Source organism: Marichromatium gracile, assembly GCF_004343155.1.
In the GTDB taxonomy this organism is placed as follows: domain Bacteria; phylum Pseudomonadota; class Gammaproteobacteria; order Chromatiales; family Chromatiaceae; genus Marichromatium; species Marichromatium gracile.
In genome coordinates this window covers 167,378-186,760 of sequence record NZ_SMDC01000004.1, presented here as the reverse complement: position 1 = coordinate 186,760, position 19,383 = coordinate 167,378, and the positions used below count along the sequence as shown (strand labels likewise).

The 19,383-nt window shown below is 69.5% G+C and carries 17 protein-coding genes and 1 CRISPR repeat array (1 of these 18 running past the window's edge); of the genes, 13 read left to right on the top strand and 4 right to left on the bottom strand.

Annotated elements, in window-relative coordinates; all coding sequences use genetic code 11:
• Positions 1 to 47: 47 nt before the first annotated feature.
• Positions 48 to 722 carry an LON peptidase substrate-binding domain-containing protein gene (locus tag EDC29_RS08425; protein ID WP_123142898.1) on the bottom strand — a complete coding sequence of 225 codons (675 nt, stop codon included), beginning with the start codon at positions 720 to 722 and terminating at the stop codon, positions 48 to 50.
• A gap of 221 nt (positions 723 to 943) precedes the next feature.
• Between EDC29_RS08425 and egtB the strand changes: the two genes are divergently transcribed.
• Positions 944 to 2,215: an ergothioneine biosynthesis protein EgtB gene (gene egtB, locus EDC29_RS08420; protein WP_123141027.1), complete on the top strand. Its 1,272-nt coding sequence runs from the start codon at positions 944 to 946 to the stop codon at positions 2,213 to 2,215.
• Entirely contained in the window at positions 2,212 to 3,231 is a 1,020-nt protein-coding gene (gene egtD, locus EDC29_RS08415) for an L-histidine N(alpha)-methyltransferase (protein WP_132229407.1), read from the top strand. Before egtB ends, egtD begins: the two co-directional genes overlap by 4 nt.
• Before the next feature lie 5 nt (positions 3,232 to 3,236).
• Here egtD and EDC29_RS08410 read toward each other — a convergent pair whose 3' ends face one another.
• Positions 3,237 to 3,668 carry a hypothetical protein gene (locus EDC29_RS08410; RefSeq protein ID WP_132229405.1) on the bottom strand — a complete coding sequence of 144 codons (432 nt, stop codon included), beginning with the start codon at positions 3,666 to 3,668 and terminating at the stop codon, positions 3,237 to 3,239.
• Positions 3,669 to 3,883: 215 nt separating this feature from the next.
• On the opposite strand from EDC29_RS08410, the gene ppc reads away from it, so the two are divergent.
• From ppc to sbcB, 9 genes are all read left to right on the top strand, one after another.
• Entirely contained in the window at positions 3,884 to 6,670 is a 2,787-nt protein-coding gene (ppc, locus tag EDC29_RS08405; RefSeq protein ID WP_132229403.1) for a phosphoenolpyruvate carboxylase, read from the top strand.
• A gap of 152 nt (positions 6,671 to 6,822) precedes the next feature.
• The gene (locus EDC29_RS17625; RefSeq protein WP_255419394.1) at positions 6,823 to 6,948 is read left to right on the top strand and encodes a hypothetical protein; all 126 of its coding nucleotides are present in this window, start codon (positions 6,823 to 6,825) and stop codon (positions 6,946 to 6,948) included.
• Positions 6,942 to 7,817, top strand: a complete 876-nt coding sequence (locus EDC29_RS08400; protein ID WP_132229401.1) for a 5-bromo-4-chloroindolyl phosphate hydrolysis family protein — start codon at positions 6,942 to 6,944, stop codon at positions 7,815 to 7,817. Before EDC29_RS17625 ends, EDC29_RS08400 begins: the two co-directional genes overlap by 7 nt.
• A gap of 49 nt (positions 7,818 to 7,866) precedes the next feature.
• Complete coding sequence (locus EDC29_RS08395; RefSeq protein ID WP_200189360.1) at positions 7,867 to 9,000, top strand: toxic anion resistance protein; 1,134 nt, start codon at positions 7,867 to 7,869, stop codon at positions 8,998 to 9,000.
• Positions 9,001 to 9,127: 127 nt separating this feature from the next.
• Positions 9,128 to 9,391 carry a 30S ribosomal protein S16 gene (rpsP, locus tag EDC29_RS08390; RefSeq protein WP_123141000.1) on the top strand — a complete coding sequence of 88 codons (264 nt, stop codon included), beginning with the start codon at positions 9,128 to 9,130 and terminating at the stop codon, positions 9,389 to 9,391.
• A 23-nt stretch (positions 9,392 to 9,414) separates the two neighbouring features.
• Entirely contained in the window at positions 9,415 to 9,927 is a 513-nt protein-coding gene (gene rimM / locus EDC29_RS08385) for a ribosome maturation factor RimM (protein ID WP_165913467.1), read from the top strand.
• 34 nt (positions 9,928 to 9,961) lie between these two features.
• Positions 9,962 to 10,711, top strand: a complete 750-nt coding sequence (gene trmD / locus EDC29_RS08380; RefSeq protein WP_123140998.1) for a tRNA (guanosine(37)-N1)-methyltransferase TrmD — start codon at positions 9,962 to 9,964, stop codon at positions 10,709 to 10,711.
• A 21-nt stretch (positions 10,712 to 10,732) separates the two neighbouring features.
• Positions 10,733 to 11,077, top strand: coding sequence for a 50S ribosomal protein L19 (rplS, locus tag EDC29_RS08375; protein ID WP_123140997.1), 345 nt, complete (start codon positions 10,733 to 10,735; stop codon positions 11,075 to 11,077).
• Between the two features lie 46 nt (positions 11,078 to 11,123).
• Positions 11,124 to 12,557 (top strand): exodeoxyribonuclease I, encoded by a 1,434-nt coding sequence (sbcB, locus tag EDC29_RS08370; RefSeq protein ID WP_132229399.1) that lies wholly within the window; start codon positions 11,124 to 11,126, stop codon positions 12,555 to 12,557.
• A 7-nt stretch (positions 12,558 to 12,564) separates the two neighbouring features.
• Here sbcB and tsaA read toward each other — a convergent pair whose 3' ends face one another.
• Positions 12,565 to 13,278: a tRNA (N6-threonylcarbamoyladenosine(37)-N6)-methyltransferase TrmO gene (gene tsaA / locus EDC29_RS08365; RefSeq protein ID WP_123140995.1), complete on the bottom strand. Its 714-nt coding sequence runs from the start codon at positions 13,276 to 13,278 to the stop codon at positions 12,565 to 12,567.
• Between the two features lie 81 nt (positions 13,279 to 13,359).
• Positions 13,360 to 14,280: a sulfite exporter TauE/SafE family protein gene (locus EDC29_RS08360; RefSeq protein WP_132229397.1), complete on the bottom strand. Its 921-nt coding sequence runs from the start codon at positions 14,278 to 14,280 to the stop codon at positions 13,360 to 13,362.
• 212 nt (positions 14,281 to 14,492) lie between these two features.
• Between EDC29_RS08360 and EDC29_RS08355 the strand changes: the two genes are divergently transcribed.
• Together EDC29_RS08355 and EDC29_RS08350 are read left to right on the top strand one after the other, a co-directional pair.
• Complete coding sequence (locus EDC29_RS08355; RefSeq protein ID WP_243695639.1) at positions 14,493 to 16,022, top strand: sigma-54 interaction domain-containing protein; 1,530 nt, start codon at positions 14,493 to 14,495, stop codon at positions 16,020 to 16,022.
• A gap of 244 nt (positions 16,023 to 16,266) precedes the next feature.
• Positions 16,267 to 17,154 carry a DMT family transporter gene (locus EDC29_RS08350; RefSeq protein WP_132229395.1) on the top strand — a complete coding sequence of 296 codons (888 nt, stop codon included), beginning with the start codon at positions 16,267 to 16,269 and terminating at the stop codon, positions 17,152 to 17,154.
• Positions 17,155 to 17,187: 33 nt separating this feature from the next.
• Positions 17,188 to 19,383: a CRISPR direct-repeat array (repeat unit 29 nt; unit sequence CGGTTCATCCCCGCATGCGCGGGGAACAC) (it continues 1,984 nt past the right edge of the window).

Here is a 19,383-nt window from a genome sequence, read left to right as displayed (position 1 = left end):
GCGATCGTCGCCATCCGGAGATCGCGCGCTGAGTCCGACGTCGGTCGCTAGTGACGCTGGTCGTCGACGTCGATGTCGGCGATCGTCGCCATCTCCAGCAGGCCGCGCATCAGCACCGCGCGCGCCGGCGTCTCCAGGGTCTCGATCAGCGCCTGCTTGTCCTCCGGGCTCAGTGGCAGGTGGGCGCAGAGCAGGTTGACCAGGTCGGTGTCGGGCATCTGCTCGAGGTCCTGCCACGGCACCTCGACCCGGCGTACCTGACAGTAGCGCTCGAGCGCGACGAGAAAGGGGCGCCGCTCGGCGATCGCGCCGGACACCGGCTCGTCGAGATCGGCGGCAAAGTCCCGCCACTCGGGCGCCACCCGGCGGTAGCCGGCGCGCTCGGCGAGTTCGCCGGTGACGCGGAAGCGACACACCCCGGTGAGCACCAGCACGATGCGCCCATCGCTGGTCTCGCTGTAGCTGGTGATGCGCCCGGCGCAGCCGACCGGATGGAGCGGGGCGGGCGTCGGCGTCTCGTCCTCGCCCGGCGTCTCCTGCGGCTGGATCATGCCGAGCAGGTGATCGGCGGCGAGGACGTCATTGATCATGCGCAGATAGCGTGGCTCGAAGATATTGAGCGGGAGTTGCACGCCCGGCATCAGCACCGCGCCGGGGAGGGGGAAGACCGCGAGTTCCGTCGGCAGGTCGGCGAACTTGGGGAAGAAGGGGGTGCGCGTCATCTCACTGCTCCGGGGTTCGGTGGACGTGCCCCGCGCCGCGGGCGGAGCGCGCCGCGAATCGGGTTGTACAGCGAGCACATTGGGGTGTGTGCGTCGCATCCCCAGCCTTGCGGCATCGGGTTTGGATTCTTCGGCGGTGACCGCACACTCAGGGATCGAGGTCCGCAGGCGGTGTGACCGAGGTCCGCCGTCGTCCCACCTGCAGCCGAAGCGAGGACGAGATGCACCCAACACCAACGGATGGCGCGCGCGCCGGGCTCGCGGACGAGTTCCGCCGGGTCCGCGCCCTTACCGAACACCTCTGCGAACCGCTCGCCATCGAGGATTACGGCCTCCAGGTCGTCCCCGAGGCCAGCCCGCCGAAGTGGCACCTGGCCCATGTCTCCTGGTTCTACGAGACCTTCCTGCTGCTGCCGTCGCTCGATGGCTATCGCCCCTTCGATCCGCGCTTCGCGCATCTGTTCAACAGCTACTACGAGCAGACCGGCAGCGGCTTCTGGCCGCGCGCCGAGCGTGGGCTGCTGTCGCGCCCCCGGGTCGAGGAGGTCTACGACTATCGCCGCCATGTCGACGCGGCCATGCTGCGCCTGATCGAGCAGTGCGACGCCGAGCGCTGGGCGCGCGTCGAGCTGCGCCTGCGCATCGGGCTCAATCACGAGCAGCAGCACCAGGAGCTGTTGCTCACCGACATCAAGCGCAACCTCGCCCACAACCCGCTGCGCCCGGCCTATCGCGCCGATCTCGCGGCGCCGCCGCCGGGCGTGCCCGAGCCGCTCGACTGGGTGTCGTTCGACGGCGGGCTGGTCGAGATCGGCGCCGGGCCCGAGGGCTTCGCCTACGACAACGAGCGCCCGCGCCATCGCGCCTTCCTCGAACCCTTCGCGCTCGCCGACCGGTTGGTGAGCAACGCCGAGTTCCTCGCCTTCGTCGAGGACGGCGGCTATCACGATCCCGCCCACTGGCTCTCCGACGGCTGGGCGCGGGTACGCGCCGAGGGTTGGGAGGCGCCGCTCTACTGGGAGCGGGTCGACGGTCAGTGGCAGACGCTGACGCTCGGCGGCATGCGCCCGCTCGACCCCGCCGAGCCGGTCTGTCATGTCAGCTATTACGAGGCCGATGCCTACGCCAGCTGGGCGGGCAAGTCGCTGCCGACCGAGGCGCAGTGGGAGCACGCCGCCGCCGGTGTCGAACGCGCCGGCAACTTCCTCGACAGCGGCCTGCTCCATCCCCGTCCGGCGCGCGGCAGCGGGTTGCGCCAGCTCTTCGGCGATCTCTGGGAGTGGACCGCCTCGGCCTATCTCGCCTATCCCGGCTATCGCGCCCCCGGCGGCGCGATCGGCGAGTACAACGGCAAGTTCATGTGCAACCAGATGGTGCTGCGCGGCGGCTCCTGCGTCAGCTCGCGCGACCATCTGCGGCTCAGTTATCGCAACTTCTTCTATCCCCACGAACGCTGGCAGTTCAAGGGATTCAGACTCGCGGAGGTCGAATGATGAACACCGAGGCCACGCTCGCCCCCAGCAACCTGCACTCGCCCCGTCCGGGGGTCGCGCCCGGGGTACGCTTCTTCGATGCCCACCCGACCCCGGACGACCTGCGCGCCGAGGTTCTTGCCGGGCTTTCGTCGATGCCTAAACGGTTGTCGCCAAAGCTTCTTTACGACGAGCGCGGCTCGCAACTGTTCGACGCCATCACCGAACTGCCCGAGTACTACCCGACCCGCACCGAGATCGGGATCCTCTGCGATCACGGCGAGGAGATGGCCGACCTGCTCGGGCGCGGTCGGGTGCTGCTCGAACTCGGCAGCGGCAGCAGCCTCAAGATCCGCATCCTGCTCGCCGCGCTCGAACCCGAGATCTACATCCCTATCGACATCTCCCGCGAGCACCTGCGCGCCTCCGCCGAGTCGCTCGCCGAGCACTTCCCGGCGCTGGCCATCCATGCCACCTGCGCCGATTATTCCGTCCCCTTCGAGCTGCCGATCGAGGGCGATCGAGAGGGCCTGGCGGCCTTCTTCCCCGGGTCGAGCATCGGCAACTTCGAGCCCGAGGAGGCGCGCGCCCTGCTGGGGCGGGTGGCGAAACTGATTGGTGTTGGTGGGCGGTTGCTGGTGGGGATTGATCTACAGAAGGATCGCGCAACCCTGGAGAGGGCCTATGATGACGATCGCGGCGTGACGTCCGCCTTTATCCTGAATGTGCTCGAGCGACTCAACCGGGAACTCATGGCGGACTTCGACCTGAAGGCATTCGTCCATCGATCTTTTTACAACGATGCACTCGGCAGGATCGAAGTCCATCTCGAGGCGCTGAGCGAGCAGCGTGTTCAGGTCGCCGGCGAGCAATTCGTCCTGGCCGCTGGCGAGCGCATCCATGTCGAGAACTCCTACAAGTACGACATCGCCGGCTTCCACCAGCTGGCCGCCGGCGCGGGCTTCGTCCCCGAGCGGGTGTGGACCGACCCGCACCGGCTGTTCAGCGTGCACTGTCTGCGCGTCGAGGCCTGCTGAGGGGCTCAGCGCCCGCCGTAGGCCAGGTCCTGGCCGGCGATGGTGCGCTCGAGCCGGTCGATCGCCCGGGCGTAGCCGCGGGCGAGGGCGTCGAGGGTCTCGGCGCGCCCGCCGCGCCAGGCGCGTGCGGCGAAGCCCTCGAGCAGCGCGGCGTGGATGCGTCCCTGATGCAGCCGCAGTCGGTCGGCATTGCCGTGGGCGCGCTGCAGCCGGGCGAGCAGGGCGATCTCGCCGAGCGCCTCGCGATGTGCGGCGCGGTGGTGATAGAGCCGGGCGAGGACGGGGTCGTCGCAGTCGCGGGCGATCGCGCGCAGCCGCTCGGCGCCAGCCTCGGGGTGGGCGAAGGGCTGGTGACAGGCGGGCGTCTCGGCCCGCGGCTGGGGCAGGACGCCGAGCAGACAGCAGAGCAGCGCGAACGTGGCGGCGGGGTGGGGCATGGGCACGACTCCGGCGGGGTAAGGCTATACCTGAGTAAAGCACACGGGTAAGGGTTTCGAAACAGGATCGTCATCTTTCTCGCAGGACGCCGCCGGCGCGGCCCCGAGCTTGCGTTTCCCGCCGTCGCGGTCGATGCTGACGGTGGCCGCGCGGCCTGGACGCCCGCGCCCGTGCCCCCGGCGGCAGTGCCGCACCATCCCCCGGAGCCAAGCTGATGAACGAGACCGTGGACGATCCCGTGCTCGAGCACGACATCGAGCTGTTCACCCGGCTGCTCGGCGACGTGCTGCGCGAGCACAGTCGCAAGCGCGTGCTGGTGGTGGTCGAGCGCCTGCGCGAGGGCTTCATGCAGCTGCGCGAGGGCGAGGACGAGACGCTGCGCGCGCGTCTGCGGGCGCGTATCGAGGGGCTCGACCCGCAGACCCTGGCCGAGGTGATCCGCGCCTTTGCGATCTATTTCGGTCTGGTCAACACCGCCGAGGAGCTCAACGCCCATCTCCGGCGCATGGCGCGCGTCTCCTCCGGCGAGCGGCTGTGGCGCGGCTCCTTCGACGACACCGTGCGTCGGCTCGCCGCCGACGGGGTGGCGCCCGCGCCCTTCCAGAGCCTGCTCGAGCACCTGGTCTATCTGCCGGTGTTCACCGCGCATCCCACCGAGGCGCGGCGGCGCACCATCGCCGAGATCTTCCGCCGCATCTTCCTCGCCGGTCAGGACCTGCACCGGCATCGGCTCAACGACGAGGAGCGCGAGGACAAGCTCGCCGAGATCCGCGCCCAGATCCAGATCCTGTGGAAGACCGACGAGGTGCGGGTGCACAAGCCGCAGGTCACCGACGAGGTGCGCCAGGGGCTCTATTTCTTCCGCGAGTCGCTGTTTGGCGCCGTGCCCGAGGTCTATCGCATCCTCGAGAAGGCGGTGCGCCGGGTCCACGGCGCCGAGACCGCCGCGGCGGTGCCGAGCCTGATGCGCTTCGGCTCGTGGATCGGCGGCGATCGCGACGGCAACCCCTTCGTGCGCCCCGAGACCACCGAGCTGGCGGTGCGGATGCACGCCGAGCTGGTGCTCGAGCACTATCTCGAACGGGTGGGGCGGTTGCAGCGCATGCTCAGCCACTCCAGCGCGTTGTGCGAGCCCGCGCCGGCCTTCCTCGACAGCCTCGACGCCGACGAGGACTACTGGGTCGAGACCATGGGGCAGAGCCTGCGCCGCTTCCTCAACGAGCCCTACCGGCGCAAGCTGGCGATGATCGCCCACCGGCTCGAGGCCAACCTGGCGCGGGTGCGCGCCCGTCTCGCCGAGGCCGAGACGCTGCCGGCGGCCGGGTATTGCGATGCCCGCGCCTTTCTCGTCGATCTTCAGCTGATCCGCGACTCGCTGGTCCATCACGGCGATGCCAGCGCCGCCGCCGGGCCGCTCCACGACCTGATCCGTCTGGTCGAGACCTTCGGCTTCCATCTGGTGCAGCTCGATCTGCGCCAGGAGTCGAGCCGCCATACCGAGGCGGTGGCCGAGCTGTTCGCCCGCCAGCCCGGCGCGCCCTACTATCTCGCCTTCGACGAGTCGCAGCGCCTGCTCGCCCTGGCCGAGGCGATCGCCCATCCCCAGCCCTTCGTCATCGACAAGGCGACCCTCGGCGCGGCCACCCGCGAGACCCTGGAGACCTTCGAGACCATCGCCCGGGCGCGCGCCGAGGTCGGCGAGCAGGCAATCGGCCAGTACGTGATCTCGATGACCCACGAGGCCAGTCACGTGCTCGAGGTGATGCTGCTGGCGCGCCTGGCGGGGCTCGCCGGGCACGATCGTCAGGGCTGGTTCTGCACCCTGCAGATCGCGCCGCTGTTCGAGACCATCGACGACCTGGCGCGGATCGATGCGGTGATGGGGCGGCTGTTCACCGACCCCACCTATCGCGCGCTGTTGCGCGCCTCGGGCGATCAGCAGGAGGTGATGCTCGGCTATTCCGACTCCTGCAAGGACGGCGGCATCCTCGCCTCGGGCTGGCGGCTCTACGAGGCCCAGCGCAAGGTGATCGCGCTCGCCGACGAGCACGGCGTGGCCTGCCGTCTGTTCCACGGTCGCGGCGGCACCGTGGGGCGCGGCGGCGGCCCGACCCACGAGGCGATCCTCGCCCAGCCGGCCGATACCGTGCACGGCCAGATCAAGTTCACCGAGCAGGGCGAGGTGCTCTCCTATCGCTACGCCAACCCCGAGACCGCGCGTTATGAACTCACCATGGGGATCAGCGGTCTGATCAAGGCCAGCCGTTGTCTGATCGAGCCCGCCGCGCCCGAGCGCGCCGAGGACCTGGAGGTCATGGCCGAGCTGGCCGCGCACGGCGAGGCGGCCTATCGCGCCCTGGTCGGCGCCGAGGGGCTGCTCGATTACTTCTATGCCTGCACCCCGGTCGACGGCATCGCGTTGCTCAACATCGGCTCGCGCCCGGCGCACCGCAGCCGCGGCGATCGTTCGCTCGGCTCGATCCGCGCCATCCCCTGGGTGTTCGGTTGGGGACAGGCGCGGCTGACCCTGCCGGGGTGGTTCGGCATCGGCACCGCGCTGGCGCGCTATCGCGGCGACGATCCCGAACGCTTGGCGCGGTTGCGACGGATGTATCGCGAGTGGCCCTTCTTCAGGGTGCTGTTGTCGAACACCCAGATGTCGCTGTTCAAGGCCGAGATGGCGATCGCCCGCGAGTACCTGCGCCTGGCCGACGACCCGTCGCGCGCCGCGGCCCTCCTCGCGCACATCGAGGCCGAGTACCGGCTGACCCTGAGCGAGGTGCTGGCGGTCACCGAGACCGATCGACTGCTCGCCGACCAGCCGGCGCTGCGCCGCTCGCTGCTGCGGCGCAACCGCTATCTCGACCCGCTCAACCACATCCAGGTGGTGCTGCTCGAGCGCTATCGCGGCGAGCCCGAGGCGGAGCAGCGCGAGCAGTGGCTCGACCCGCTGCTGCGTTCGATCAACGCCATCGCCGCCGGGATGCGTAACACTGGTTGAGCGCCGACGCCCGCGTGGCGTCGGCAATGAATATCCCTATTGAAAAAACGGCTTTAAACCACAGAAGATGAAATCACGCGCACCTGCGCGCGGCGGCCAGCGCGGCCGACGCTGGCGCCTCGCGTCACCCGACTCATTCAGACCCCATCGCCATGAACGATCCCGATTCCAACCGCTCCACCCCCGCTCGTCCGGCGCTCGGCGCCAGGGTGCTCGGGGTGGTGCTGCTCTTCTTCAGCGTCGGCCTGGTCTCCTGTCAGGCCTTGTTCTCATGGTGAGCAGCGGGGCCGGACGGCTCGGCGAGCTGCTGCGCGAGGGCGTGGTGGCGCGCGAGACGCCGCGCGCGCCACGGCTGCGCGGGCTGTTGCTGTTCGTGCTGCCGCTGCCGCTGCTGTTCGGCGCGCTGATCGCGCTCGGCGCCGGACGGCTGGAGTCCTTCCTCGCCGACGCCAGCGGCTTCGCGCTGTTCATGGCCGCGGCCTATCTCACCCGGCGCGGCATCCGCGAGGCCCACCTGCGCGATCGCCGCCGGCGCTTCGCGCGGCTGCCGCGGCTGCGGCTGCAGACCCTCGGCGGGCTGCTGGTGGCGCTTGCCACCGGCTGGTGCGTGCTGGTCTCGCTGGGGCAGGGGGCGGGGCTTGCGCTCGCCTTCGCCGCGGTCGCGCTGCTCGGCTTCCATCTCAGCTACGGGCTGTTGCCGGAGGCGCCCGAGCAGCCCTTCGACCTCAGCGATGCCCGTGCGCGCAAGGTCGCCGCGGCGCTCGCCGAGGCCGAGCAGAAGCTCATTGAGGTCGAGACCGCCGCCGCGCGCATCGCCAACCCCGAACTCAAGGCGCGGCTCGGGCGCATCGCGCTCAAGGGTCGGCGTATCCTCGAGCAGATCGCCGAGCGTCCGACCGATCTGTTCCGCGCGCGCAAGTTCCTCAACGTCTATCTCGACGGCGTGCGTCAGGTCACCGACGGCTATGCCCGCACCCACCGTCAGGCCGACGTGCTGGCGCTGGAGGAGAACTTCCGCGGCGTGCTGGTCACCGTCGAGGAGGTCTTCGACGAGCAGCACCAGCGCCTGCTCGACAGCGACCTGATGGACCTCGACGTGCGCATCGAGGTGCTCAAGCAGCAGCTCGAACGCGAGGGCCTGAGCTAGTCGCCCGGCGCGCGCCGTCCTCACCCGTTTTCCCCGGAGATCAACCGCAGTGAGTCAATCCCAGTATCCCCAGACCACCACCGGTCGCACCGACGCCCTGGCCGAGTCGATGACCGAGCTCGGGCTGCCCGAGCACGCCGGTGTCGACGAGGCCGAGGTCGAGCGCTTGCTCGGCGAGCTCGACCTCCGCGACGCGCACTCGGTGATGTTCTTCGGCGCCAAGGCCCAGCAGCGTCTCACCGAGGTCTCGGACCGGATGCTCGAGGGCGTGCGCGCCAAGGACACCGGCCCGGCCGGCGCCGCGCTCAGCGAGATGGTCACCACCCTCAAGGGCTTCGACGTCGAGGGGCTCGACCCCAATCGCCGTCAGGGCTGGTTCTCCAAGCTCATCGGCAAGACCCGGCCGATCGCCCGCTTCCTCGAGGAGTACGAGGCGGTGCGCGACCAGATCGAGGACATCTCGCGTGCGCTCGAGGGCCACAAGACCCAGTTGCTCACCGACGTCACCGCGCTCGATCGGCTCTATGCCGCCAATCTCGACTACTTCCGCGCGCTCGAGTCCTATATCCTTGCCGGCGAGCGCAAGCTCGTCGAACTCGACGAGCGGGCGATCCCGGCGCTCGTCGCCCAGGTCGAGGCCGGCGCCGACATGGTCGAGGCGCAACGGCTGCGCGACCTGCGCGGCGCGCGCGATGATCTGGAGCGGCGCGTCCACGACCTCAGGCTCACCCGTCAGGTGGCGATGCAGGGGCTGCCGAGCATCCGGCTGGTGCAGGAAAACGACAAGGGGCTGATCAACAAGATCAACTCCACCCTGGTCAACACCGTGCCGCTGTGGCGCCAGCAGCTCGCCCAGGCGGTGACCATCTTCCGCTCGGCCGAGGCGGCCGATACCCTGAAGGCGGCCACCGACCTCACCAACGAGCTGCTCCGGGCCAACGCCGCCAATCTCAAGTCGGCCAACGCCGAGGCGCGACGCCAGATCGAGCGCGGGGTGTTCGACATCGAGGCGGTCAAGCAGGCCAACCGCAGCCTGATCGAGACCATCGAGGAGAGCCTGCAGATCGCCGATGCCGGCAAGCGCGCGCGCGCCGAGGCCAACGCCGAGCTGACGCGTCTGGAGGCGGATCTGCGCGCCACGCTCAGTGCCGCCAGCGCCCGAACCGGCGTCGAGCGCGGTTGAACGGGGGCGGGCGGGGCGATTGCGATCGAACTCCGCTCTTCCATTTCTCGCAAGATTCTGTATATTTACGCGTTTACCCGCGGGGTGTCCCGCATCGCTAACAGTTCAGTCTGAGCCAGGACAGCACATGGTCACGATTCGTTTGTCCCGTGGTGGTTCGAAGAAGAACCCCTTCTATCAGGTCGTTGTCGCCGACGTGCGCGCCAAGCGCGACGGTCGCTACATCGAGCGCCTCGGTTTCTACAACCCGACCGCCAAGGGCGGTGAGGTCGAGCTCCGCATCAACCGCGAGCGCGCCGATTACTGGCTCGGCCAGGGCGCCCAGCCGACCGACCGCGCCGCGCAGCTGCTCAAGCAGGCTGCCAAGGACGCCGAGGCCGTCGCGGCCTGAGACCGCACGGGATGACGAGCGCGATGACTGATCGGTCGCCGTCGACGCGGCGCATCGTGCTCGGGCGCATCGCCGGCGTCTATGGCGTGCGCGGCTGGGTGCGGGTGTTCTCCGAGACCGACCCGCGCGAGGGCATTCTCCACTATAGCCAGTGGCTGCTCGGTCCCGAGGCGCGGCCCTGCAAGCTCGCCGAGGGCAAGCGTCACGGCAAGGGTCTGGTCGCCCGGCTCGAGGGCTGCGACGACCGTGATCAGGCCGCCGCGCTGGTCGGTCAGGAGATCGCCATCACCCGCGATCAACTGCCGCCGCCGCGTGCCGACGAGTTCTACTGGTGCGACCTCGAACAGCTCGAGGTCCACACCACCGAGGGGCAATCACTCGGTCGTGTCAGCCATCTGTTCGCCACCGGCGCCAACGACGTGCTGGTGGTGAAGGGCGAGCGCGAACGACTGATCCCCTTCGTGTGGGAGGATGTCGTCAAGCAGGTGGACTTCGCCGCAGGCCGCGTCGAGGTCGACTGGGACCCCGACTTCTGAGCGGCCCCGAGGCCGAACAGAGGGTCCATACGCCATGCGTTTCGACGTCATCACCCTGTTTCCCGAGATGTTCGGCACCTTCGCCGAGCAGGGCGTCACCGGGCGGGCGCTGACCCGTGGGCTGGCTGCGTTGCAGCTGTGGAATCCGCGCGATTTCACCCACGATGTCCACCGCACCGTCGACGATCGTCCCTACGGGGGCGGGCCGGGGATGGTGATGAAGGTCGAGCCGCTGCGCGCGGCCATCGCCGCCGCACGCGCGGCGGCGCCGGCGAGCCGGGTCGCCTATCTCTCGCCCCAGGGGCGGGTGCTCGATCAGACCGCGATGGTCGAGATCGCCACGCAACCGGGGTGGATCCTGCTCGCCGGGCGCTATGAGGGTGTCGACGAGCGGCTGATCGAGGGGCACGTCGACGAGGAATGGTCGATCGGCGACTATGTCCTCAGTGGCGGCGAGCTGCCGGCCATGGTGGTGATGGACGCGGTGATCCGGCTGCTGCCGGGCGCGCTCGGGCACGCCGATTCGGCGCGTCAGGATTCACACATGGACGGGCTACTGGACTGCCCCCATTACACACGACCGGAGCGGATCGACGGAGAGGAGGTCCCTGCGGTGCTGGTCGGCGGCGATCACCGCGCGATCGAACGTTGGCGGTTGCGCCAGGCGCTAGGGCGGACCTGGTTGCGCCGACCGGAAATGCTGGAGCGGCGAGGCCTGAGTGCGGACGAACAGGCGCTGCTCGATGACTTCGTCCGGGCCCATCATGCCGATGGCGCCGGGTAAGAACAGGAGCCTAAGGAAACCATGAGCAACATCATTCAACAGCTCGAGAACGAGCAGATCACCCGTGAAGTGCCGGATTTCGCCCCGGGCGACACCGTCGTCGTCCAGGTGCGCGTGAAGGAAGGCAGCCGTGAGCGCCTGCAGGCGTTCGAGGGCGTGGTGATCGCCATCCGCAACCGCGGTCTGAACTCCGCCTTCACCGTGCGCAAGATCTCCCACGGCGAGGGCGTCGAGCGCGTCTTCCAGACCTACAGCCCGACCATCGCCGGGATCGAGGTCAAGCGCAAGGGCGACGTGCGTCGCGCCAAGCTCTACTACCTGCGCGAGCGTTCCGGCAAGGCCGCCCGCATCAAGGAAAAGGTCTGAGGTTCGTGGCGGCCGCCCGCCCGGGCGGCTGCGCGTTCTGGACGCCTTGTCCCGGACCTTCCTCTGGCACGATTACGAGACCTGGGGTGCCGACCCCCGGCGTGATCGTGCCTGTCAGTTCGCCGGTGTGCGCACCAACGTCGAGCTCGAAGAGATCGGCGATCCGCTGGTGCTCTACTGCCGCCCGGCCACCGACCTGCTGCCCCATCCCGACGCCTGTCTGATCACCGGCATCACGCCGCAGCTGGCCGCGCGCGAAGGGGTGTGCGAGGCCGAGTTCGCCGCCGCCATCCATGCCGAACTGGCCACCCCCGGTACCTGCGGGGTCGGTTACAACAGCCTGCGCTTCGATGACGAGGTCACCCGTCATCTGCTCTATCGCAACCTGTTCGATCCCTATGCCCGCGAGTGGCGCAACGGCAACTCGCGCTGGGACCTGATCGACACCCTGCGTCTGGCCCACGCGCTGCGCCCCGAGGGCATCGCCTGGCCGCGACACGAGGACGGCTCCACCTCGTTCCGGCTCGAGGCGCTGAGCGCGGCCAACGGCATCGAGCACGGTCAGGCGCACGACGCGCTGGCCGACGTGCGCGCCACCATCGCCCTGGCGCGGTTGCTCAAGCGCGCCCAGCCGCGGCTGTTCGACTACGCCCTGACCCTGCGCGACAAGCGTCAGGCGCGCGCGCTGATCGATCGCGGACAGCCGCTGCTCCACGCCTCGGCGCGCTACCCGGCCGCACTCGGCTGCATCGCCCCGATCGCCGCGCTCGCCCCCCATCCGGGCAACCCCAACGGGGTGCTCTGCTTCGACCTGCGCCACCACCCGGCGCTGCTGCTCGACCCCCCGATCGATGAGCTGCGCGCGCGCCTGTTCACCCCGGCCGCGGCGCGCGGCGCCGATGTGCAGCGCCCGCCGCTCAAGACCGTGCACCTCAACCGCGCCCCGGTGCTCGCCCCGCTCAAGACCCTGGGGGGGGAGGCCGCCGCGCGCTGGCAGATCGACCCCGCCGCGGTCGAACAGCACGCCCGCTTCGCCGCCGAGCACGCCGCCGAGCTGGCCAAGCGGGCGCGGGCGCTGTTCGACACCCCGCCCGCGGCCGAGACCGATCCCGACCTGATGCTCTACGGCGGCGGTTTCCTCGGCGATCGCGACCGCCGCCTGCTCGACGAGCTGCGTCGCCTGCCGCCGGCGCAGCTCGCCGGGCTCGCCCCGGCGTTCGAGGACCCGCGCCTGCCGGAGATGCTCTTCCGCTATCGCGCGCGCAACTGGCCCGAGACCCTCTCGCCGGAGGAGCGCGAGCGCTGGGACGGCTATCGTCTGGCGCGCCTCACCGAGCCCGATGGGGGCGCGAGCCTCACCATCGACGACTTCGAGCAGCGGCTTGCCGAACTCGACGCCGAGGGCCTCGACCCCGCCCGCGCCAAGGTGCTCGAAGCGCTCGCCGACTGGGCCGAGCAGGTCCTCGACATCGCCCCCTGAGCCGCCCTCAGCAGGCCAGCTCCACCGACAGTACGCGGATGTACTGCTCGTCGAACTCCCAGCGGATATTGCGATCGTAGAGCTGCAGCCCGAAGCGGCGCCGCTCCGGATAACGGTCCATGTAACCGGGACGCGGGTCCTGGGTCAGCACCTGCTCGATCAACGCGCGCAGCCCCAGGCGGCCATCGGGGTCGGCCTGGGCGATGCCCTCGAGCGCGGCGGCCTCGAAGCGGATCGGGCGCAGACACACCACCCGCTCCTGGGCAAAGCCGCTGCGCGCATCGTGCAGCGCGTCGGCGTAGGGGACATAGGGCTTGATGTCGAGCACCGGGGTGCCGTCGAGCAGATCGATCCCGCGCAGCCTCAGCGCCAGCCCGTTGCCGTCGCGCTCCAACCCCTCGTGCGCCACCGCCGAGATCCCGATCGGGTTGGGCCGATAGGGCGCGCGGCTGGCGAACACCCCCACCGTCGAGCGCCCGCCGAGCCGGGGCGGGCGCACCGTCGGGCGCCATCCGGCATCGAGACAGTCGTCGTGGAAGACGAACACCACCCAGACGTGGGAGAAGCCCTCCAGGGCCTTGAACGCCTCCTCGCGGGCGTACTCGGGGCAGAGTTCGAGCCGGGCGTGGGCGGCCTCGACCAGCCGCGGCTGACGGGGGATGCCGAACTTGTCGGTATAGGGCGAGCGGATGAAACCGATGGGGTCGAAACTGAAGGACATCGAGACTCCGTGTGCGTGTGGACCCTTTTGCCGGACGCGGGGGCGCGGCAAAAGGGTCCAGCCTACCATCTCGGCGCCGTCTCAGAGCAGCAGCTTGAACGCGAGCAGCGCGCCGAGGGTCAGCGTCAGCACGCCCACCGCGCCCCGGATCAGCGCCTCGGGCAGGCGACGCACCGTGACCGTGGCCAGCGGCACCGAGAGCAGCGCGCCGGCGCTCAGCGGCAGCGCCAGCGACCAGTCGATAGCACCGCCGAGCAGCAGATAGGCGGTGAGCCCGATCAGGCAGGTGAGCGCCTCGGCCATCGAGGTGATCGCCACCGCCTGACGCGGCGCCACCCCCGAGACCACCTGGCCCGAGGTCACCAGCGGCCCGTAGCCGCCCCCGCTCAGCCCCTTGTTGAAGGCCGCGATCGAGCCGATGGCGAGGATCCCCGCCGGGCGATAGCGCAGTCGGCGGCGCGCGGTGATCAGGGTGACCAGCCCCATGCCGAGCACGATCACCGCGATCGCCACCGAAAACCACTGGGTCGAGAGCCGGACGGCCAACAGCACCGCGCTGATCGCCCCCACCGCGCTCAGCGTCGCCAGCAGCCAGAAGGTGCGCCGCGCCTGATGGTCGCGGCGCAGGTCGATGTTGCCGTCGCGGTGGTGCAGCAGCCCGGCGGCGAGCCCGGTGAACAGCTCCGAGAGCAGTACCGCGGGGACGATCTGCAAGGGCGCGAAGCCGGCGAGCAACAGCAGCGGGGTGAGGGTGGTGCCATAGCCCATGCCGAGACTGGAATCGAGATACTCGCAGAGCAGCGCGGCGGCGAACACCGCCAGCAGCGCCGCGCTGCCGAGGCTGATCCACTCGGGGTCGAACAGCCCCTGCTCGGCCAGCGGGTCGCGCGCCAGCAGCGCGAGTACCACGCTCGAGACCAGGACCGCCCACAGCAGCAGACGACGACGATGGGTGCGGTAGACCTCGGAGAGGGTCGCGACGGTGGCGACGGCGGCATTCATGGATCGGGACTCCTTGGGTTCGTTTGGTGGAAGACTGGCTCCCCCTAGAACAAGAACCGGGCCAGGATGTGCCGGGATCGCCCAAGTCATTGAACGGAAAACACTGTACGGAACACGGGAGAGATCCGGCTAAGGACAGACCGCTGTTCATGCCGTTTCATATCACGGATAATCCGTTTCATTGAACGGCTTAGCCATGAAATAAAACGGATATGGACGATCAGGACCCGATGTTGCTCGCCCTGTGGCGCGCGCTCTGTTGTCGCCCGGCGCTCTGCGAGGGCGCGCCCGCGCTCTCGGCGCTGCTCGCCGGGCACCTCGCCCACGATTGGCTGCTGCTGCTCGAACTCGACCCTGCGCAGGGGCGGTTGCAACCGCTGGGGTGGGGCGGCGCGCCGCCACCGGCGCTGACGCGCGCGCGCACGCCGAGCATCGATCAGCGCGCGCGGCTGCGGCGCTGGTGTCTGCGCGGCGAGGCACGGGTCGCGTCGCTCGCCGCGCTCGCCGACGACCTCCCCGGGCTGCTGCCGACGGGGCTGGCGGGGCGGGGCGGGGCGCTCGGGCTCGCGCTCGACGACGAGGCGCTGGGCGTGTTGCTGCTCGGTGGCGCGATCGACGCCGGGGCCGAGCGGCTGCTGCGCGCCATCGCCCACCCCTGCGCGGTGGCGTTGCGCAACGACCACCATCTGCGCGAGCTGGCGCGGCTGCGCGAGAGTGCCGAGGCCGATCGTCACTCGCTGCTCACCCGGCTCGGTCGACAGGGACTCGGCGACACCCTGATCGGCGCCGAGGGCGGACTGCGCGGGGTGATGCAGGGCGTCGAGCAGGTCGCCCCCACCGACACCCCGGTGCTGCTGCTCGGCGAGACCGGCTCGGGCAAGGAGGTGATCGCGCGCGCCATCCACGCCCGCTCGCGCCGCGCCGAGGCGCCCTTCGTGCGCGTCAACTGCGGCGCCATCCCGCCGGAGCTGGCCGACTCCGAGCTGTTCGGTCACGAGCGCGGCAGCTTCACCGGCGCCACCAGTCGGCGTCAGGGCTGGTTCGAGCGCGCCGACGGCGGCACCCTGCTGCTCGACGAGATCGGCGAGCTGCCGCTCGCCGTCCAGGTGCGGCTGCTGCGCATCCTCCAGGACGGCAGCTTCGAGCGCGTCGGCGGTCAGCAACCGCTGCGCGCCGACGTGCGGCTGATCGCCGCCACCCATCGCGATCTCCACGCGATGGTCGCCGACGGGCGCTTTCGCGAGGACCTGTGGTATCGCATCAACGTCTTCCCGCTACGCCTGCCGGCGCTGCGCGAGCGCCGCGACGACATCCCCGCGCTGGCCGCGCATCTTGCGCGCAAGTCGGCGCTGCGCCTCGGGCTGGCGCCGCAGCAGCCGAGCGCCGATGAGTTGGCGCTGCTGCTCGACTACCCCTGGCCGGGCAACGTGCGCGAACTCGGCGCGGTGATCGAGCGCGCCGCCATCTTGGGCGAAGGGCGCGGGCTGGCCATCGCCCAGGCGCTCGGTGCCGGTGGGCCGGGGGTGCCGCGCCCGCGCGTCGAGGTCGTGTCCACCGCCGAGGCGGATGCCATCGCGCCGCTCGATCAGGCGGTGCGCGCGCACATCGCCGCCGCGCTGCGCCACACCCGGGGCCGGATCGAGGGCCCGCACGGCGCCGCGCGCCTGCTCGCGCTCAACCCCAACACCCTGCGCTCGCGGATGCGTCGGCTGGGGCTGGCCGCGCGCGATTTCCGCGACTGAGCGGGCCGCGCGCCGATCGTGCTTGTGTGCGCTCGCCGAATCGGCGAGACTCGAGTCATGTCACAGGTCCTCGTCCTCGCTCATCGCCCCCGCTACGTCGCCCGCCTCATGCGCTGGCTGGCGCGTCGCCGCGTGCCCGGGTGAACCGAAGACGATCGTCCCTGCGTTCCTTCGATCCCTCATCCCAGGCCGCGGCACCCCCGCGGCCTTTTTCGTTCCCGTCTCCGTGCAATGGAGGTCTCAGGTGTCGGTTCCAGCGGCGTTTCTCGGTGTGGTCCTGATCTGGTCGACCACGCCACTGGCGATCAAGTGGAGCAGCGAGGCGGGCGCCCAGTTCGGCGTCACCGCGCGCATGGTCCTCGGTGTCTTCCTCTGTCTGGTGCTGGTGGCGGTGATGAGCCGACGCATGCGCTGGAATCGGGCGGCGCTGCTGACCTATGTCGCCGCCGGGCTCGGCATCTGGGGCTCGATGAGCTGTATCTACTGGGCGGCACAGTTCATCGCCTCGGGGCTGATCTCGGTGCTGTTCGGGCTGGCGCCGGCGATCACCGCGCTGATGGCCGCCGCCTGGCTCGGCGAGCGCGCGCTCACCCCGGCGCGTCTGCTCGGTATCACGGTCGGCATCGGCGGGCTGTGGCTGATCTTCGCCCAGGGGCTGGCGCTCGGCGGTCAGGCCTTGGTGGGGATAGGCGGTGTGCTGGTGGCGGTGATGATCCACTCGGCCAGCGCGGTCTGGATCAAGCGTATCGGCACGCGCCTGCACCCGGTCGAGACCACCACCGGCGCGCTGCTGATCGCGGTGCCGCTGTTCCTGCTGAGCTGGGGGCTGACCGAGGGCTTCGCGCCGCCGGCGACGCTACCGCCGCGTGCGCTCTGGTCGATCCTCTACCTGGCGGTGTTCGGCTCGACCCTGGGCTTCATCCTCTACTACTTCGTGCTGCACCACATGCAGGCGAGCCGGGTAGCGCTGATCCCGCTCATCACCCCGGTGCTCGCCCTGCTCCTCGGCCACCTCGTCAACGACGAGCTGCTGACCCCGAGGATCTGGCTCGGCAGCCTCACCATCCTCGCCGGCCTCGCCCTGTTCGAGTGGGGCGACCGGTGGTGGCGGCGCTGGCGGGTGGTGCGGTGATGTGGTGAGCTGGGTCAAGTAGGGGAGGATGTTCGGTTCATTCCCGCATGCGCGGGGAACACTTCGTCGACGTCACCGGCCGCATCACCGCCATCGGTTCATCCCCGCATGCGCGGGGAACACTTGGCCGCGATCACGGTTGCGGTGTGTTTATTCGGTTCATCCCCGCATGCGCGGGGAACACAGCGGATTAAGTGCGTGACCGTAGACATCGCACGGTTCATCCCCGCATGCGCGGGGAACACTCGAGATCCAGGGACGGAATAGCGTGTCGTTACGGTTCATCCCCGCATGCGCGGGGAACACTGCGTCGAAGTGCGCTCGAAGCCATGCCAGGGCGGTTCATCCCCGCATGCGCGGGGAACACGACACGTATTCGTCGCCCTGGTAGCTGTCGATCGGTTCATCCCCGCATGCGCGGGGAACACGCAAGTCTTCCTGGCGAATGGAAATCGACGCCCGGTTCATCCCCGCATGCGCGGGGAACACGGTGGTCTCCCTCGGTTGCGCATTAGTTGCGGCGGTTCATCCCCGCATGCGCGGGGAACACCCAGGTCGTTTTCATGTAGGGAAGCCTAACACCGGTTCATCCCCGCATGCGCGGGGAACACTGAGGGCAAGGGCGGCCAGAGCGCCGCTTGACCGGTTCATCCCCGCATGCGCGGGGAACACCTGTGCGGCCCTCTATAGAGTGCGTCGGCGAACGGTTCATCCCCGCATGCGCGGGGAACACCCGGCGAGGACGACGACATCCCGCCCGGCCTGCGGTTCATCCCCGCATGCGCGGGGAACACTGAAATCCTAGGTATGGATAGCCGTTATACGCCGGTTCATCCCCGCATGCGCGGGGAACACGACGACGACATCCCGCCCGGCTTGTTGAATGCCGGTTCATCCCCGCATGCGCGGGGAACACGTCTCGAGCCGATCGGCCTCGATAACCTCGAGCGGTTCATCCCCGCATGCGCGGGGAACACGGGGTGCGGGGTGCACCCCTGGTGGTTTATGGCGGTTCATCCCCGCATGCGCGGGGAACACATGAGTCGCAAACGCCTGTGCAACAAAGCATCGCGGTTCATCCCCGCATGCGCGGGGAACACTGTGTGTCTCTCGCTCCAGGTCTGCCAGCCTGCGGTTCATCCCCGCATGCGCGGGGAACACATCGTCAATGACGGTAGTCTGAAAGCCCATTACGGTTCATCCCCGCATGCGCGGGGAACACCTTGTGGGTTGTGCCTCGCCGGGTCAGCGAGGCGGTTCATCCCCGCATGCGCGGGGAACACCGGTGCTCGGCTATCAGCAGATCAGCCGCAATCGGTTCATCCCCGCATGCGCGGGGAACACACCGGCACACGCAACACCCCGACCGCACCGAACGGTTCATCCCCGCATGCGCGGGGAACACACGAGGCCAAGACGCGCCGCCGCCTGGCCGAGCGGTTCATCCCCGCATGCGCGGGGAACACCACACGACCGGGCCACGCCTCAGCCATTTTTTCGGTTCATCCCCGCATGCGCGGGGAACACCGGTGCTCGGCTATCAGCAGATCAGCCGCAATCGGTTCATCCCCGCATGCGCGGGGAACACACCGGCACACGCAACACCCCGACCGCACCGAACGGTTCATCCCCGCATGCGCGGGGAACACAGCCTGCGCGAGATTGCAGGGCGGCACGGCATCGGTTCATCCCCGCATGCGCGGGGAACACGCGTGCGCGAGCGGCGCGTGTGCGTGTGCGCGCGGTTCATCCCCGCATGCGCGGGGAACACGGCTGATCGAGAAGATCCCGGCTGATCGACAACGGTTCATCCCCGCATGCGCGGGGAACACTCGGAATGTGGTGTTGGTCATTGGTGGTGCTCCGGTTCATCCCCGCATGCGCGGGGAACACCACGCGGAAACAGGCCGCATGCTCGGGCGAGACGGTTCATCCCCGCATGCGCGGGGAACACAGCCTTCATGCTGAAATCGGGCCAAAGGATGTCGGTTCATCCCCGCATGCGCGGGGAACACTCATCGTAGTTCGCCAAGAATCGCTTGTACGACGGTTCATCCCCGCATGCGCGGGGAACACCTATGTCTACCCTATTCGATCGCCTTTCGCTGCGGTTCATCCCCGCATGCGCGGGGAACACCTGCCGACGCGAAGCCCGGTGAAGCGCTCGACCGGTTCATCCCCGCATGCGCGGGGAACACGCCGTCGTCGAGATTGTCCGATCCGTCCGCG

Coding starts and splice junctions, on each gene's coding strand:
- EDC29_RS08425 (WP_123142898.1), bottom strand. CDS start 722: ATGACGCGCACCCCCTTCTTCCCCAAGTTCGCCGACCTGCCGACGGAA.
- egtB (WP_123141027.1), top strand. CDS start 944: ATGCACCCAACACCAACGGATGGCGCGCGCGCCGGGCTCGCGGACGAG.
- egtD (WP_132229407.1), top strand. CDS start 2,212: ATGATGAACACCGAGGCCACGCTCGCCCCCAGCAACCTGCACTCGCCC.
- EDC29_RS08410 (WP_132229405.1), bottom strand. CDS start 3,668: ATGCCCCACCCCGCCGCCACGTTCGCGCTGCTCTGCTGTCTGCTCGGC.
- ppc (WP_132229403.1), top strand. CDS start 3,884: ATGAACGAGACCGTGGACGATCCCGTGCTCGAGCACGACATCGAGCTG.
- EDC29_RS17625 (WP_255419394.1), top strand. CDS start 6,823: ATGAACGATCCCGATTCCAACCGCTCCACCCCCGCTCGTCCGGCGCTC.
- EDC29_RS08400 (WP_132229401.1), top strand. CDS start 6,942: ATGGTGAGCAGCGGGGCCGGACGGCTCGGCGAGCTGCTGCGCGAGGGC.
- rpsP (WP_123141000.1), top strand. CDS start 9,128: ATGGTCACGATTCGTTTGTCCCGTGGTGGTTCGAAGAAGAACCCCTTC.
- rimM (WP_165913467.1), top strand. CDS start 9,415: ATGACTGATCGGTCGCCGTCGACGCGGCGCATCGTGCTCGGGCGCATC.
- trmD (WP_123140998.1), top strand. CDS start 9,962: ATGCGTTTCGACGTCATCACCCTGTTTCCCGAGATGTTCGGCACCTTC.
- rplS (WP_123140997.1), top strand. CDS start 10,733: ATGAGCAACATCATTCAACAGCTCGAGAACGAGCAGATCACCCGTGAA.
- tsaA (WP_123140995.1), bottom strand. CDS start 13,278: ATGTCCTTCAGTTTCGACCCCATCGGTTTCATCCGCTCGCCCTATACC.
- EDC29_RS08360 (WP_132229397.1), bottom strand. CDS start 14,280: ATGAATGCCGCCGTCGCCACCGTCGCGACCCTCTCCGAGGTCTACCGC.
- EDC29_RS08355 (WP_243695639.1), top strand. CDS start 14,493: ATGGACGATCAGGACCCGATGTTGCTCGCCCTGTGGCGCGCGCTCTGT.